The organism is Stenotrophomonas maltophilia group sp. RNC7, assembly GCF_030910085.1.
GTDB lineage: Bacteria > Pseudomonadota > Gammaproteobacteria > Xanthomonadales > Xanthomonadaceae > Stenotrophomonas > Stenotrophomonas sepilia.
Genome location: NZ_JAVFVN010000967.1, coordinates 1 through 14967, shown reverse-complemented (window position 1 = coordinate 14967; position 14967 = coordinate 1). Strand labels below are relative to the sequence as shown.

Below are 14967 nucleotides of genomic sequence, written 5' to 3'. Positions count from 1 at the left end.
GCTCCAGTAAGAGTTGGGGGTGGTTCGGCAGGGCTGCGCCCTGCACCCGCAGAGGCAACTGCAACGGCAACGGCCGGAGCAAAAGCGGGTTTCCTGTGGGTTGGCGGGGGGGGGGGGGGGGGGGGGGGGGGGGGGGGGGGGGGGGGGGTGGGGGGGGGGGTTGGGCGTGTGGGGGCGCCCCCCGCGATACTTGCACGTGGCCCGGGGCCCCCCCCCCCCCCCCCCCCACCCCGCCAACCCACAGGAAACCCGCTTTTGCTCCGGCCGTTGCCGTTGCAGTTGCCTCTGCGGGTGCAGGGCGCAGCCCTGCCGAACCACCCCCAACTCTTACTGGAGCAGGGAGCGCAGCATCCAGGCGTACTTCTCGTGGGTCTGCAGGCGCTGGGTCATCAGATCCTCGGTCGGGGCGTCGTCCCCTTTGGCCGCCACGTCCAGGACTTCACGTGCCGTACGGCATACCGCTTCGTTGGCGACCACCAACTGGCGTACCATTTCACGCCAGTCCGCACTGTCGGTCAGGCCCGGTTCCTCGGCGATCGAGGTCAGCGCAGCGAACTCCCGGTAGGAGCCCGGGGCATTGAAGCCCAGCGCGCGGATGCGCTCGGCCACGTCGTCCAAGGCCGCCCACTGCTCGGTGTACTGCGTCTCGAACATGGTGTGCAGCGAATTGAACATCGACCCGGTCACGTTCCAGTGGAAGTTGTGCGTCTTCAGGTAGAGCGTGAACGCGTCGGCCTGGAAGCGCGACAGACCGTCGGCGATCTTCTTGCGGTCGCCCTGGGTGATCCCGATATCGATGTTCGGTGCCGACGGTGCAGCCGCTGCAAGCTTCTGCTTGCCGGTCTTGGCCTTGGTCGTGCTCTTGGTCTTCGCCATGGGGTTCCTCCTTGTGGAATCGTTGGCCTTCACAATAAACCGGTCGTGATGACTGGTCGCTTTCAAAGTTTTGAACGAACCGATTGATGAACTCTATCGATAAAAATCCATCGCCCCGCCTGCGCCGACAGCGCGCCGCCATCGACGGCGCCATGAGCCGCGACCGGGGCCGTTTGCTGGGAATGCTCTCGCGTTGCCAGGCCAAGCCGCAGGATGCGGCACTGGCCGCTACTTTCGAGCAGGCCTTGCAGGCGTCGGTGCAGCGCCGGCAGGTGCGGGCGCAACAGCAGCCGTCCATTACTCTGGACCCGCAGCTGCCGATTGCGCGTGAAGCCGATGCGATCATCAAACTGATCCGCGACCACCAGGTGGTGGTGATCGCCGGTGAAACCGGTTCGGGCAAGACCACCCAGCTGCCGAAACTGTGCCTGGCCGCAGGCCGTGGCCAGGCCGGCATGATCGGCTGCACCCAGCCGCGACGGATCGCCGCACGTGCGGTGGCCAGCCGCGTGGCGCAGGAACTGCAGAGCGAACTGGGCCAGCTGGTAGGCTACCAGGTGCGCTTCAATGACAAGGTCAGCGACGACAGCCGCATCAAGTTCATGACCGACGGCATTCTGCTGGCGGAGATCGCCAGCGACCGCTGGTTGTCGAACTACGACACGATCATCGTCGACGAGGCACACGAACGCAGCCTCAACATCGACTTCCTGCTGGGCTACCTGAAGCAGCTGCTGCGCAAGCGCCCGGACCTGAAGCTGATCGTCACTTCGGCCACCATCGACACCGAACGCTTCGCCCAGCATTTCGACAATGCGCCGGTGATCAGCGTCGAAGGCCGTACCTACCCGGTGGAAGTGCGCTACCGCGCGCTGGAAGGCGAGGGCGAAGACCAGGGCGAGCGCACCGTCAACGATGCCATCGTGTCGGCCATCGACGAGATCACCCGCCTGGACGCACGCGGCGACGTGCTGATCTTCCTGCCGGGCGAGCGCGAGATCCGCGATGCGCACCAGTCGCTGGAACGGCGCAAGTACCGCAATACCGAGGTACTGCCGCTGTACGCACGCCTGTCCAACCAGGACCAGGACCGGGTATTCAACCCCGGGCCGAACCGGCGCATCGTGCTGGCCACCAACGTGGCCGAGACCTCTTTGACGGTGCCACGCATCCGCTACGTGGTCGATCCGGGCTTCGCCCGCGTCAAGCGCTACAGCCCGCGCAACAAGCTGGATCGCCTGCACATCGAGCCGATCTCGCAGGCCAGCGCCAACCAGCGCAAGGGTCGCTGCGGTCGTATCGCCGAAGGCATCTGCTACCGCCTGTATGCCGAGGCGGATTTCCAGGCGCGGCCGGAGTTCACCGATCCGGAAATCCGCCGCTCCAGCCTGGCCGGCGTGATCCTGCGCATGCTGCAGCTGGGCCTGGGCCGCATCGAGGAGTTCCCGTTCCTGGAGGCACCGGACGAGCGGGCGGTGGCCGATGGCTGGCAGCAGCTGACCGAGCTGGGCGCGATCGATGCCGAGCGGCGCATGACCACCATCGGCAAGCAGATGGCGCGCCTGCCGGTGGACGTGAAGCTGGCGCGCATGCTGGTCGCCGCGCAGGCCGCCGGATGCCTGCGGCCGATGCTGGTGATTGCCTCGTTCCTGGGCATCCAGGACCCGCGCGAACGCCCGCCGGAAGCGCGTGGTGCGGCCGACAGCGCGCATGCGCAGTTCGCCGATGGCCGCTCCGAGTTCGTCGGCGTGCTGCGCCTGTGGGATGCCTACCGGCAGGCCCATGAAGACCTGACCCAGTCCAAGCTGCGCGACTGGTGCGGACGTCATTTCCTCGGCTTCCTGCGCATGCGCGAGTGGCGCGAGCTGCATCGCCAGCTGCGGCTGCTGTGCGAGGAACTGGGCTGGAAGGAAGAGGCCAGCGAGGCGTCGATGGCACCGTTGCTGGCCGGCAGCAGTGCGCCGGCACCGGCGCGTGATGACGCGGCCGCAGTAAAGGCCACCCGCGGCCAGTTGCATCGTGCCGCGCGCCTGGCCCGCGAAGGCAAGGCCGAGGCCGCACCGGCACCGGTGGCCGTGCGCGCGCAGAAGGAACAGGCGCCCGTGGGCGGCGGCTTCAGCGAACGTGTACGCGCTGCTGCCTACCAGACCCTGCACCGGGCACTGGTGGCGGGCCTGCCGACGCAGATCGGCCACCGCACCGAGAAGGGCGATTTCCAGGCACCACGCCAGCGCCGCTTCCTGCCGTTCCCCGGTTCGGCGCTGGCAAAGCGGCCACCGCCGTGGCTGCTGGTGGCCAACCTGCTGGATACGCAGAAGGTATGGGGCATGACCCTGGCCGCGATCGAGCCGGACTGGGTGATCGCCGAACTGCCGCACCTGCTGCTGCGCAAGCACTTCGACCCGCACTGGTCGCGCGCGCAGGGCCAGGTGCTGGCGTCTGAGCAGATCAGCCTGTTCGGCCTGGTGCTGGCACCGAAGAAGCCGGTCCATTACGGCCGCATCGCGCCGGGCGAGGCGCATGACATCTTCGTGCGCCAGGCACTGGTGACCGGCGAGATCAATACCCGCGCCAGTTTCGTCGCCGACAACCAGAAAGTGCTGGAGGTCGCGCGCGAGGAAGAAGCCAAGCTGCGCCGCGCCGGCATCGTTGCCGACGAAGACTGGCAGGCACGCTGGTACCTGGACCGGGTGCCGCCGCAGATCCACTCGGCGGCGGGACTGGATAGCTGGTGGAAAGGGCTGGCGCCGGAACAGCGCAAGGCGCTGCACTGGTCGTTGGCAGACCTGTTGCCCGGTGAGGGCAGCGAACAGGAGCGCTATCCGAAGTACCTGGCGCTGGGCCAGGCGCGCTTGGCGCTGCACTACCGCTTCGAACCGGGGGCCGACGACGATGGCGTCACCCTGGACGTGCCACTGCACCTGCTCAACGCGTTGGACCCGGTGCAGCTGGGCTGGCTGGCGCCGGGCTTTGTCGCCGACAAGGCCTCGGCACTGATCCGCAGCCTGCCCAAGGCGATGCGCCGCAACTACGTGCCGGCGCCGGACTTCGGTCGCGCGTTCTACGAGGCCTTCCCGCAGCCCAGCGCGGATGCCATCACCGGTGAGCTGGCGCGCTTCCTGTCACGTGCGACCGGCGCGACGGTGACCGCACTGGATTTCGAGCCGGGTTCGATCGAGCCACACCTGCACATGAACCTGCGGCTGCGCGACGAACAGGGCAAGGTGCTGGCCACCTCGCGTGATCTGGAAGCGCTGCGCGCGAAATTCGGTGGCCGTGCTGGCGATGCCTTCGCCGCGCGTGCCGGGCGCGAGATGGCGGCTGACGGCCTGCGCACGTTCCCGGCCACGCCGATTCCGCTGCAGGTACCCGGTGAAGCCGGCGTGCCGGCCTATCCGGCGCTGCTGGACGAGGGCGACAGCGTGGCGCTGCGCATCTTCGCCGACCGCCAGCAGGCGCAGGACGCCCATCCGCTGGGCGTGCGCCGCCTGCTGGAGATCGCCCTGGCCGACAAGGTGAAGCAGGCACGCAAGCAGCTGCCGGTCGGTGCCAAGACCGGCCTGTTGTATGCCGCGATCGAATCGCAGGAGCGCCTGCGTGGTGACCTGGTCGATGCAGCGATGAACGCGGTGCTGGCCGAGGGCCTGGAAGACATCCGTGATGCGGCGGCCTTCGAGCAGCGCCGCGAGCATGCCGCCAAGGCCCTGTTTGGCGAGGCGATGTCGCGGCTGAAGCTGGCCGAATCCATCCTGGCGCTGGTGGCGGAGCTGAAGCCGATGCTGGAGGCGCCGCTGATGGGCTGGGCGCGCGGCAACCTGGACGACATGGAAGCGCAGCTGTCCGGGCTGATCCACCCCGGCTTCCTGCGCGACACGCCGGCCGACGCGCTGGCGCAGTACCCGCGTTACCTGAAGGCGATGATCCTGCGCACCGAACGTGCCAAGCGTGATCCGCCGCGTGACCAGGCGCGCATGCTGGAACTGCATCCGTTCCTGGAAGCGCTGGAGGCGGGCGAGCAGCAGGGCCTGCGTGATCGCCCGCAATGGCAGGCGCTGCGCTGGGATCTGGAAGAACTGCGGGTATCGCTGTTCGCGCAGGAGCTGGGGGCACGCACCGGTATCTCGGCGAAGAAGCTGGCGCAGCGCGTGGCTGCATTGCGCCAGGCCTGAGCGCGCCCAGATCGCCCCCTCGGGCGACCGTGGCCGGCCGGGCAGGGAGCCGGCACGGCCGGAATGCCCGGACGTTACTTGGTGCGGCGAACCTTCGGCTGCACGTTCACCCCGTCCACCTTCATATACCAGGCGCCCATCACCCCTGGGCGCATGCTGACGCGCGGGGCGTCCTTGCGGCCACCGGAATAGTGCGTGGCGTCTATCTGCTCCCACTCCTGGCCGTTCTGCAGCACGTAGCGGCGGCCCTGGCCGAATCCACGGAATTCACCCTGCAGGTTGCTTTCGATCGGTTCGCTGCTGCCGAAGTCCAGGAAGCCGCGGTTCTTCTTGATCACTTCCTGGCGGCCTTCTTCGCGCGCTGCGGCGACGGCCTGGGTGGTGGCCGCCTCGACCTTGCCCTGCAGCCAGCGGTTGAGCGTGGCCAGTTCACCAGCACTGAGTTTGTCCAGCCCGGCGGCCTTGAACTCGGAGGGCGACATCTGCTGCTGCAGGTCGCCCTCCACCACGCGCTGGGCCAGCGCAGGCGCGGACAGGGACAGCAGCACGGCGGCACAGGCCAGCAGCCGTGGGCGGACGCGCGGGGCAATCGAAGGCATGGCGGGTCTCTCCTGGGTGTGTGGGCGAGTGTAGCGGCATGTCTTCATGCCGGGTGATGGTGGGTGCAGTGATTGTCCCTGAACGGCGCCGGCGCTAGTGTAGGGGCCTCTGTCTTGCCTGCTCGATGCTGTGAACCGCGCTTCCGTCCCCGGCCTGGATGCCTTGTTGAACCGTCCCTCGGCAGCGGTGCTGCCTGCTCCGCTGCGCCAGGCCCTGCGTGAGCATTGGGAAGCGCCGGATTGCGACCACCAGATGCGTGCCAGCTGGTCGGTGCTGGGCGATACCCTCGATGCGCTGGCGATGCTCTCGGCCGACGAAGGCGCGGTGGTGGCCGCATTGCTGTTCGACCTGCCGGGCCTGCGCGCCAGCCTGGACCAGCTACCGCTGGGCAACCACAAGGCGGCGGTGACCGGCCTGCTGGATGGCCAGGATGCGGCCGATCCGGTGTGGGCGCTGCATGCCGGCCGTGAGGCGGGGCGCAACAGTGAGGGCCTGCGCCGGCTGCTGCTGGCGATCATCCGCGACCTGCGCGTGGTGCCGATCCTGCTGGCGCGCCAGCTCGCGAGGATGCGTGCGGCCGACAAGCTGGACGAGGAGCAGCGGCGCGCGCTGGCCCAGCTGACCCGCGACATCCACGCGCCCCTGGCCAACCGGCTGGGCATCTGGCAGCTGAAGTGGGAGCTGGAGGACCTGGCGTTCCGCCACCTGGAACCGGAAACCTACCGCCGCATCGCCCGCGAGGTGGATGAAACCCGCATCGCCCGCGAGCGTTACGTCGAGAACGTCAAGAAGGTGCTGTCGCGCGAGCTGGTCGCCCAGGGCATCAAGGCCGAAGTCAGCGGCCGCCCGAAGCACATCTACAGCATCTGGCGGAAGATGCAGAAGAAGCGGCTGGCCTTCGACCAGTTGTATGACATCCGTGCGGTGCGCGTGATGGTCGACGACGTTGCCGCCTGTTATGCCGCGTTGGGCGTGGTGCACGCGCTGTGGGCACCGGTACCGAGCGAGTTCGATGATTACATCGCACGCCCGAAGGCCAACGACTATCGCTCGCTGCATACCGCCGTGGTCGGCCCGGAAGGTCGCACCATCGAAGTGCAGATCCGCACCCATGAAATGCACTCGCAGGCCGAGCTGGGCGTGGCCGCGCACTGGAAGTACAAGGAAGGTGGCAAGGGCGCGGAGAAGTCCTTCGACCGCAAGATCACCTGGATGCGCCAGCTGCTGGAACAGGCGCAGGACGGGCAGGGCAATGAACTGGCCGGGGCGCTTGATGCCGAGCTGACCGAGGACCGGGTCTATGCGCTGAGCCCGAAGGACGAGGTGCTGGACCTGCCGCAGGGCGCCACGCCGCTCGATTTCGCCTACCAGGTGCACACCATGGTGGGCCACCGCTGCCGCGGCGCCAAGGTCAACGGCCGCATCGTGCCGCTGACCTACCGCCTGCGCAGCGGCGACCGCGTCGAGATCCTGACCGGCAAGGAGGCCGATCCGCGCCGCGACTGGCTGATGCCGGCCAACGGCTTCCTGGCCAGCAACCGCTCGCGCGAGAAGGTGCGCAGCTGGTTCCACAAGCTGGATCGCGCGCGCAACGTGCAGGCCGGTCGCGAGCTGCTCGAGCGCGAGCTGAAGCGGCTGGGCCTGCAGCACGCGGACCTGGCTGTGGCGGCGAAGAAGTTCCATGCCGACAGCGTCGATGACCTGTACATCCAGGTGGCGCTGGGCGATACCGGCCCGAACCAGGTCAGCCGTGCGCTGCTGGAGGCGGAGCGTGCCGCCAGCCAGCCCGCACCCGCACCGGCCCTGCCGCGGCCGACCGCGCGCCGCGAGAACCTGGGCAAGTCCAAGTTCACCGTGCAGGGCGTAGGCAACCTGCTGGTGCAGCTGGCACGCTGCTGCCAGCCGGTGGCCGGCGAGCCGATCGTCGGCTACCTGACCCGAAGCCGGGGTGTCACCGTGCATCGTGCAGACTGCGCCGCGCTGGCCCGGCTGGCGGCCAGCAGCCCGCAGCGCATCCTGCCGGTGGAATGGGGCCAGGCCGGAGGCGGCTACGAGGTGGACGTCGTGGTCGATGCGGTCGATCGCCGCTGGCTGCTGAAGGACATCACCAACCTGATCGCCCAGGAAGACGCCTACGTGCTCGACATCCACAGTGACAACGTGCGCAACAGTGGCCGTGCCCATCTGCGGCTGCGCCTGAAGGTCAGTGACTACGGGCAGTTGTCGACGCTGCTGGGCAAGCTCGATGCGCTGCCGGGCGTGAGCGAGGCGCGTCGCCTCGGCTGAGCTTCACGCTGCCCCGGCTACCCTGCACGCATGGAACGCGAGCCCCCGCATCGCCCGCATGGCGCTGAACATCCTGCGCTGGACCGTGTCCGTCGCGAGGGGCGTTGGTGGTGGCTGCAGGCGCGCCATGCGCGCCGGATCTGGCGCTGGGCGCTGCTCGCAGCGCTGGCCGTGTTCGTGCTGCTGGTCCTGCTGCGCAAGCCGTTGGCAGACTGGTTCTGGGATGAGCCGCAGATCGAACAGCTGCTGGCCGAGGGGGATCGTGCATTGGCGGCTGGGCGCCTGAGCGATGCCGATGGCAGTGGTGCGCGCGAGCGCTACCAGGCGGCGCTGGCGCTGGACGGTGATCGCCCGCAGGCGCGCCAGGGCCTGGCCAATACCGGCGCGGCAGCGCTGCAACAGGCGCGCGATCGCCTGCAGGCGGATGACCTGGACGGCAGCGCGCAGGCCCTGGCACTGGCCCGTGAGCTGCAGGTGCCGCAGGGCGACGCCGATGCGGTCGCCCGCCAGTTGCAGGCGCGACGCAGCGCCGGAGCCGGTATTGGTGCGTTGTTGGCGCAGGCGCGTAACGCGTTCGCGGCCGGACGCCTGGATGACGGCGACAGCAGTGCGTTGCCCTTGTTCCAGCGCATCCTGGCCCTGCAGCCGGACAACCTGCCGGCGCTGGAAGGGCGCGAAGATGCGCTGAGCGACCTGCTGCTGCAGGCACGCACGCTGGCAGAGCGAGGGGAGTTGGCCGAGGCGGCCGCGCTCCTGCGTCGTGCCCGTCAGTTCGATGCCGGTCATGCCGATCTGCCGGCGAGCGAGGAGGCCCTCGCGCGCGCGGCCGACCGGCGCCTGCGGCAGGCGCAGCGTGCGTTGCGACGGCAGCAGCTGGAAGCTGCGGCCCAGGGTTTCCAGGCGGTGCTGGTGGTGGCCGCCGATGATTCCAATGCGCAGCGCGGGCGTGAGCAGACCCTGCAGGCAGTGGTTGCACGCAGCCAGAAGTCCGCCGACGACTTCCAGTTCGATGCGGCGCAACGTGATGCGGCCCTGGCGGCGGAGCTGGGGGCTTCGCAGGCAGTCCGGCAACAACTGGCGCAGCGCCTGCAGCGCGCGCAGCAGGCGCAGCGGGCTCTGCAGCAGCCCGCGGTCAGCACGGCGCAGCGCGAACGCCAGCTTCGCGACCACCTGCGGAAGATCGAACGTGCCGAGCGCGCGGGGCAGTGGATCAGCCCACCCGGGCACAGCGCGTTCGACGCGTTGCGCGAAGCCCAGTCGCTGGCTCCCCGCGATGCGCGGGTGAAGGCGGCCGCCGCACGCTTGCTGCCCGCCAGCCGACGCTGCTTCGACGACAATCTGCGGCAGAACCGCGTGCAGGCGGCAGGCGCCTGCCTGCAGGCCTGGCAGACCCTGTCACCGACCGCAGCCGGACTGCCCTCGGCGCGGCTGCGGTTGGCCCAGCGCTGGCTGGCGATCGGCAGCGAGCGGCTCGGTAACGGTGACCTCGCCTTCGCCGCGCATGCCGCCGAACAGGCGCGGTTGCTGCAGCCGGATCTGGCCGAACTGCCGGCGTTTGAAGATCGCCTGCGCCGCGCCGGTGGACGGGCGGACTAGGCGAAGAACACCCGCTGCACGGTCGCACGGGCGGCATCGAGTGAGAAATGTTCGGCAACGTTGGCCAGGCCGGCATCGGACAATTGCTGCCACAGCTGCGGGTCCTGGTACAGGCGGACCACCGCATCGGCGAAACCGGCAGCGTCATCGGCCACCAGCACGTCCTGGCCGGGATGCAGGTGCATGCCCTCCACGGCGCAGGTGGTACCGACCACCGGCTGGCCATGGGCCATGCTCAGGTTGATCTTGCCTTTCACGCCGGCACCGAACCGCAGCGGTGCGATGGCAATGCGCGCGCCGTCCATGTAGGGCGTGATGTCCTCGACGAAGCCGTGCATCTGCACGCCGGGGTGGCGTGCGGCCAGTGCCAGCAACGATTCCGGCGCCGCGGCGCCGATGCAGTGCAGGCGTACCTCCGGCAGCCGGGCGCGGATGTGGGCGAAGACCTCGCCGATGAACCACTCCATCCCGTCCAGGTTCGGCGGATGGCGGAAGCCACCGACAAACACCAGATCGTGTCGTTGCTCGTAGACGGCGCCGGCGCCGGCAACCTCGTGCAGGTTGGAGATCAGCTCCACCCGCACCCGTGGCGCATCGGCCTGCAGCTGCTCCCGTTCGGCCGCACTCACCAGCACGGTGATGTCGCACTGCTCCATCACTGCCAATTCACTGCTGCGGGTGCGTTCTGCTGCGCGCAGCAGAGCCGCATCACCCGCCACTTCGGCACCGCGGCGTTCGCGCAGGTAGTGCAGGTCGACCGTGTCGAACACGGTTCGTGCCTGCGGCGCATAGCGCTTGAGCAGGGGCAGGCACTCGTGGGCGACGTGGTGGCGCACCAGCATCGCCACGTCGAAACGCGACCCATGGCTGCGCAGCCAGCCGGCCACACCGTCCAGGAAGGGGGCGTACCAGACTTCCACGCCCATCCGCTGCAGCGCCTCGGTCGCCGCGCCGGCATGCTCGCGCCGGGTCGGGACGAATACCACGTGGGCACCGCCCTGCAGCAGCAGGCGGATCAGATTGACCTGGCGCAGCGACCCGGAATCGCGATCAGGCTGCGGTACTTCCTCGTCCAGGATCAGCACCTGGCGTCGGCCACGCAGCAGCAGCGCCGGCGACGGCACTTCGCCCACCGCCGGATGGCGGGCCAGCTCGGTGGCCCAGCGGGCGGCGAAGATGGCCTGGTTGCGCACCTGGTAGGCCTTCACCCCGCTGCCGGTGTCGGTGCCGTTGCTGGTGCCCTCGTCGTGGATCACCCGGCTGGCCGGCTGCACCAGCACGCGCAGGCCCTGTGCACGCACGCGGAAGGCCAGGTCGGTGTCCTCGTAGTACGCTGGCTTGTAGCGGGTATCGAAGCCGTCCAGCTGCTGCCAGAGGGCACGCGGCAGCATCAGCGCCGCACCGGAGCAATAGTCGACGTCGCGCAGGCTGGCAAAGCGCGGGTCGTCAGCGGCCTCGAAGCGGCCATAGCTCCAGCCACTGCCATCGGCGAAGATCACTCCGCCCGATTCCTGCAGGCGGCCATCGGGATACAGCAGCTGGCTGCCGACCAGGCCGGCGTCGGGGACGCTGCCGAAGGTGTACAGCAGGGCGTCGAGCCAGCCCGGCTGCGGCACCGTATCGTTGTTGAGCAGCACCACGTAGCGGCCGCGTGCGCGCGATACACCCTCGTTGCAGGCTTCGATGAAGCCGCCGTTGTGCGCACGCACCTCATAGCGCAACCCCGCCACCTGCGGCATCCACTGCGCGGTGGCGTCGCTGCTGCCGTCATCCACCACCAGGATCTCGCACGCGGCTGCGGGCGGGTGTGCCGCCAGGGCGCGGAGGCAGGCCAGGGTGTGGTCGACGTGGTTGTAGACCGGGATGACGATGCTTACCTCCGGCGACTCGCTGAACGGCACCGTGAAGGGAGCGAAAGCCCGTGCCGGCGGCAGGAACAGCGGCGTGCGCGGCGCGGGAACGGCGCGCTGGGTGTGCACGCGGATGCGTTGCCAGGTGGCCCGCCACCCGCGGGTGCGCAGGCTTGCCAGGCTCCGGCGGGCCAGGCCCGACAGGCGGTTGATCAGGTATCGGATCTCGGCCAGGGACATCGCCATCCGGTTGCAACTCCAGCTTAAGCAGGGGAACCCGGGAGAACTCGCCAGCCGCAGTGGCTGGGGTAGACTCGCCAGACCCTACATTCTCGCATTCCCGTGCCCCGACGCTACGATTCCGACGACATCGACGATTTCGACGACGACCCGCAGGACAGCGGTCCGCTGTGGCGGCGCCGGCTGATCACCTGGAGCATGGCTGCGGTCGCATTGGGATTGGGTTTCCTCATTCCCTATACGCTGTACCTGAACCAGCAGGTGACCCAGCGTTTCGGCGAGCTGCGCTGGCAGATCCCGACGCGCGTGTATGCGCGCCCGCTGGTGCTCACCCCCGGCAAGGCGATGGATGCGTCCACGCTGAAGACCGAACTGGCCGCCTCCGCCTATCGTGATGACGGCCAGGGCAAGGAGCCGGCCACCTATGCGGTGAACGGCGGTCGCTTTGTGATCTCCAGTCGTGGCTACAACGATGTCGATGGCCGGGTGGCGCCGCGCCGGGTGGAGCTGTCGCTGGCCGATGGCGGCGTGGCCTCGCTGCGCGATGCCGACAGCCGCAAGGCACTGAAGGCCGCGCGGCTGGATCCGGCGCGCATCGCCACGCTGTACGGCCAGAAGCAGGAAGAACGCCGCCTGATCCGCATGGACGAGGCGCCGGACCTGCTGGTGACCGGCCTGCAGGCAGTGGAAGACAAGGACTTCAACCGCCATCACGGCATCGACCTGTCCGGCATCGCGCGCGCGGTGTGGGTGACGATCCGTTCCGGTGGCCAGAGCCGCCAGGGCGCCTCGACGCTCACCCAGCAGCTGGCCCGCAGCGGCCTGCTTGGCATCGGCAAGGAGCAGACGCTCACCCGCAAGTTCAATGAGGTGCTGTACGCGCTGATCATGGAGGCGCGCTACGACAAGCGCACGATTTTCGAGGCGTATCTCAACCAGGTGTACCTGGGCCAGCGCGGCAGCCAGGCGATCCATGGCATGTCCTCCGGCGCCGAATTCTGGTTCGGGCGTGACCTGCAGTCGCTGGAGACCGAGCAGATCGCCCTGCTGATCGGCCTGGTCAAGGGGCCGTCCTTCTACGACCCGCGGCGCAACCCGGAACGTGCGCTGGATCGCCGCAACTTCGTGCTGGGCAAGCTGCACGAGGCCACGCTGATCGACGATGCCGAGTACCAGCGCGCGCTGAAGGCTCCGTTGGGTGTGCCCAAGACACCGGGCCTGGTGGCAGCCAACCGCTTCCCCGCCTACGTCGACCTGGTCCGCCGGCAGCTTGCGCATGACTATCCGGAATCTGCGCTGCAGGGCGCGGGCCTGAGCGTGATGACCGGCATGTCGCCGTCCGCGCAGGCCTATGCCGAAGGCGCGGTGACCCGCACCATCAAGTCGCTGGAAAGCCAGCGTCGCCCTGAACTGCAGGCAGGCATGGTGCTGACCGACGTGCACAACGGCGACGTGCTGGCGGTGATCGGCAGCCGTGAGGTGTCCGAGGTCGGCTTCAATCGTGCGATCGAGGCGCAGCGCCCGGTCGGTTCGCTGCTCAAGCCGTTCGTGTACCTGCTGGCCCTGGCGCAGCCGGACCGCTATTCGCTGGCCAGCTGGGTCGATGATTCGCCGGTGACGGTGCAGCTCGGCCGCGGCCGCAACTGGAGCCCCGGCAACGCCGACAACCGCAGCCACGGCACGGTGCGCCTGATCGATGCGCTGGCGCATTCGTACAACCAGGCGACGGTGCGCTTGGGCATGCAGGTCGGCCCCGAGCGCGTGACCCAGCTGATCCATGTGCTGGCCGGCATCAAGGCCGAGGCCAATCCGGCGGTGATCCTCGGCTCGACCGACCAGAGCCCGTATGCGATGGCGCAGCTGTACCAGTTCCTCGCGTCCGGGGGTGAGATCCAGCCGCTGCACGCCGTGCGTGGCGTGCTCGATCCGCAGGGCAAGCTGCTCAAGCGCTACGACAAGACCCCGGCACCGGCACAGGAAGGCGATTCGATTGCCGCCAACCTGATCAGTGTCGGCCTGCAGCAGGTCGTCGCCAGTGGTACCGCGCAGCGGCTCAATGCTGATGGCCTCGGCCGTCTGCAGCCAGCCGGCAAGACCGGCACCACCAACGATGGCCGTGACAGCTGGTATGCCGGCTACACCGGCGACCACCTGGCGGTGATCTGGATCGGCAACGATCAGAACCAGCAGGCCGGCCTGTATGGCGCCACTGGCGCGATGCGGGTCTGGTCGGGCATCTTCCAACGCCTGCCGAGTGCGCCATTGCGGGTCAGCAACAAGGGCCTGGATTGGCAGCCGGTGGCTCCCACCGGTCTCAACAGCACCGATGAAGGCTGCCCCGGCGCGCGTCGTTTCCCGTTCGTGGTGGGCTATGCGCCTGCCTATGCGCCGTGCGCGCCGGCCGCGTCGCCCGAGGGGCAGGGCGAGGCTGAAGGCGAGGGCGGTGGCTGGCGCAGCTGGTTCGGCCTGGACCGCAAGCCGGAAGCACCCGCCGAACCTGCCGCCACCACTCCTCCCCCGAGCCGATGATGCCGATGAACATGCGAACCCTGCTGCAGCCCCTGGCCCTGACCGGCCTAAGTCTGTCCTTGGCCGCTTGCGTGAGCAGCGCGCCGCCGGTAGTCAAGCCGGTCGATACCACCACGCCGGCGCAGCGCCTGGCGGCCGTGGATGCTGCAGCGGGTCCGGACGACAAGGAACTGTCGGTGCAGCCGCTGCGTGATTCGCAGGTGGAAGACCTGAGGCTGGCCGCACAGGCGCAGCGCCAGGCCAACGATCTCGCCGGTGCCGCCAGCAGCCTGGACCATGCGCTGGAGATCGTGGCTGGTGACCCGGCGGTGCTGCAGGAGCGTGCCGAACTGGCGCTGCTGCAGGGGCAGTGGGCACAGGCGGAGACGTTCGCGCGCAAGGCCGTGGATCTGGGCTCGAAGACCGGGCCGCTGTGCCGCCGGCACTGGGCGACGATCGAGCAGTCGCGGCTGGCGCGCGGTGAGAAGGAGAACGCGGTGTCGGCGCATGCGCAGATTGAAGGCTGCACGGTGCCGGGGATCAAGCGGTACTGAGTTTCCAGCCAACGGCGCAGCCCCTCGTGGCTGGCCGCAAAATGCGGGTCATGTGATTGGGCCGGGGGGGGGGGGGGGGGGGGGGGGGGGGGGGGGGGGGGGGGGGGGTGGGGGGGGGGGGGGCGGACAGCCGGGGGCGGCCCCCCCCGGGGGCCCCGCCCCCCCCCCCCTGTTTTTTTTTTTTTTTTTGCCGGGGGGGGGGCGCCCCCCCCCCCAAGCCGGGGGGGGGGGGGGGGGGGCCCCTGCGCAGGGGCGTGAGCCGCATGGATGCGGCGACCGAGCTTACAT

At 69.1% G+C, this 14967-nt stretch carries 8 protein-coding genes; 5 read left to right on the top strand and 3 right to left on the bottom strand.

The window, feature by feature from the left end:
• Positions 1-327: 327 nt before the first annotated feature.
• Complete coding sequence (locus RCF13_RS25170) at positions 328-876, bottom strand: Dps family protein (RefSeq protein ID WP_006439098.1); 549 nt, start codon at positions 874-876, stop codon at positions 328-330.
• An 86-nt stretch (positions 877-962) separates the two neighbouring features.
• On the opposite strand from RCF13_RS25170, the gene hrpA reads away from it, so the two are divergent.
• On the top strand, positions 963-5045 hold the full coding sequence (gene hrpA, locus RCF13_RS25165; RefSeq protein WP_134968967.1) for an ATP-dependent RNA helicase HrpA: 4083 nt from the start codon (positions 963-965) through the stop codon (positions 5043-5045).
• Between the two features lie 74 nt (positions 5046-5119).
• Here hrpA and RCF13_RS25160 read toward each other — a convergent pair whose 3' ends face one another.
• Positions 5120-5644: a hypothetical protein gene (locus RCF13_RS25160; RefSeq protein ID WP_061480345.1), complete on the bottom strand. Its 525-nt coding sequence runs from the start codon at positions 5642-5644 to the stop codon at positions 5120-5122.
• Positions 5645-5774: 130 nt separating this feature from the next.
• On the opposite strand from RCF13_RS25160, the gene RCF13_RS25155 reads away from it, so the two are divergent.
• A complete protein-coding gene (locus tag RCF13_RS25155) occupies positions 5775-7931 on the top strand; it encodes a bifunctional (p)ppGpp synthetase/guanosine-3',5'-bis(diphosphate) 3'-pyrophosphohydrolase (protein WP_061480346.1) in 2157 nt (718 codons plus the stop codon).
• 30 nt (positions 7932-7961) lie between these two features.
• Positions 7962-9527 (top strand): hypothetical protein, encoded by a 1566-nt coding sequence (locus tag RCF13_RS25150; protein WP_061480347.1) that lies wholly within the window; start codon positions 7962-7964, stop codon positions 9525-9527.
• On the opposite strand, the gene RCF13_RS25145 is transcribed toward RCF13_RS25150, so the two are convergent.
• Positions 9524-11623 carry a glycosyltransferase gene (locus RCF13_RS25145; RefSeq protein ID WP_231352259.1) on the bottom strand — a complete coding sequence of 700 codons (2100 nt, stop codon included), beginning with the start codon at positions 11621-11623 and terminating at the stop codon, positions 9524-9526. The two genes, RCF13_RS25150 and RCF13_RS25145, sit on opposite strands and share 4 nt — an antisense overlap.
• A 96-nt stretch (positions 11624-11719) precedes the next feature.
• On the opposite strand from RCF13_RS25145, the gene mrcB reads away from it, so the two are divergent.
• Positions 11720-14146 carry a penicillin-binding protein 1B gene (mrcB, locus tag RCF13_RS25140; RefSeq protein WP_072167685.1) on the top strand — a complete coding sequence of 809 codons (2427 nt, stop codon included), beginning with the start codon at positions 11720-11722 and terminating at the stop codon, positions 14144-14146.
• Positions 14143-14679 carry a hypothetical protein gene (locus RCF13_RS25135; protein WP_134969161.1) on the top strand — a complete coding sequence of 179 codons (537 nt, stop codon included), beginning with the start codon at positions 14143-14145 and terminating at the stop codon, positions 14677-14679. Before mrcB ends, RCF13_RS25135 begins: the two co-directional genes overlap by 4 nt.
• Positions 14680-14967 lie beyond the last annotated feature (288 nt).

Coding starts and splice junctions, on each gene's coding strand:
- RCF13_RS25160 (WP_061480345.1), bottom strand. CDS start 5,644: ATGCCTTCGATTGCCCCGCGCGTCCGCCCACGGCTGCTGGCCTGTGCC.
- RCF13_RS25145 (WP_231352259.1), bottom strand. CDS start 11,623: ATGGCGATGTCCCTGGCCGAGATCCGATACCTGATCAACCGCCTGTCG.
- RCF13_RS25150 (WP_061480347.1), top strand. CDS start 7,962: ATGGAACGCGAGCCCCCGCATCGCCCGCATGGCGCTGAACATCCTGCG.
- RCF13_RS25170 (WP_006439098.1), bottom strand. CDS start 876: ATGGCGAAGACCAAGAGCACGACCAAGGCCAAGACCGGCAAGCAGAAG.
- RCF13_RS25135 (WP_134969161.1), top strand. CDS start 14,143: ATGATGCCGATGAACATGCGAACCCTGCTGCAGCCCCTGGCCCTGACC.
- hrpA (WP_134968967.1), top strand. CDS start 963: ATGAACTCTATCGATAAAAATCCATCGCCCCGCCTGCGCCGACAGCGC.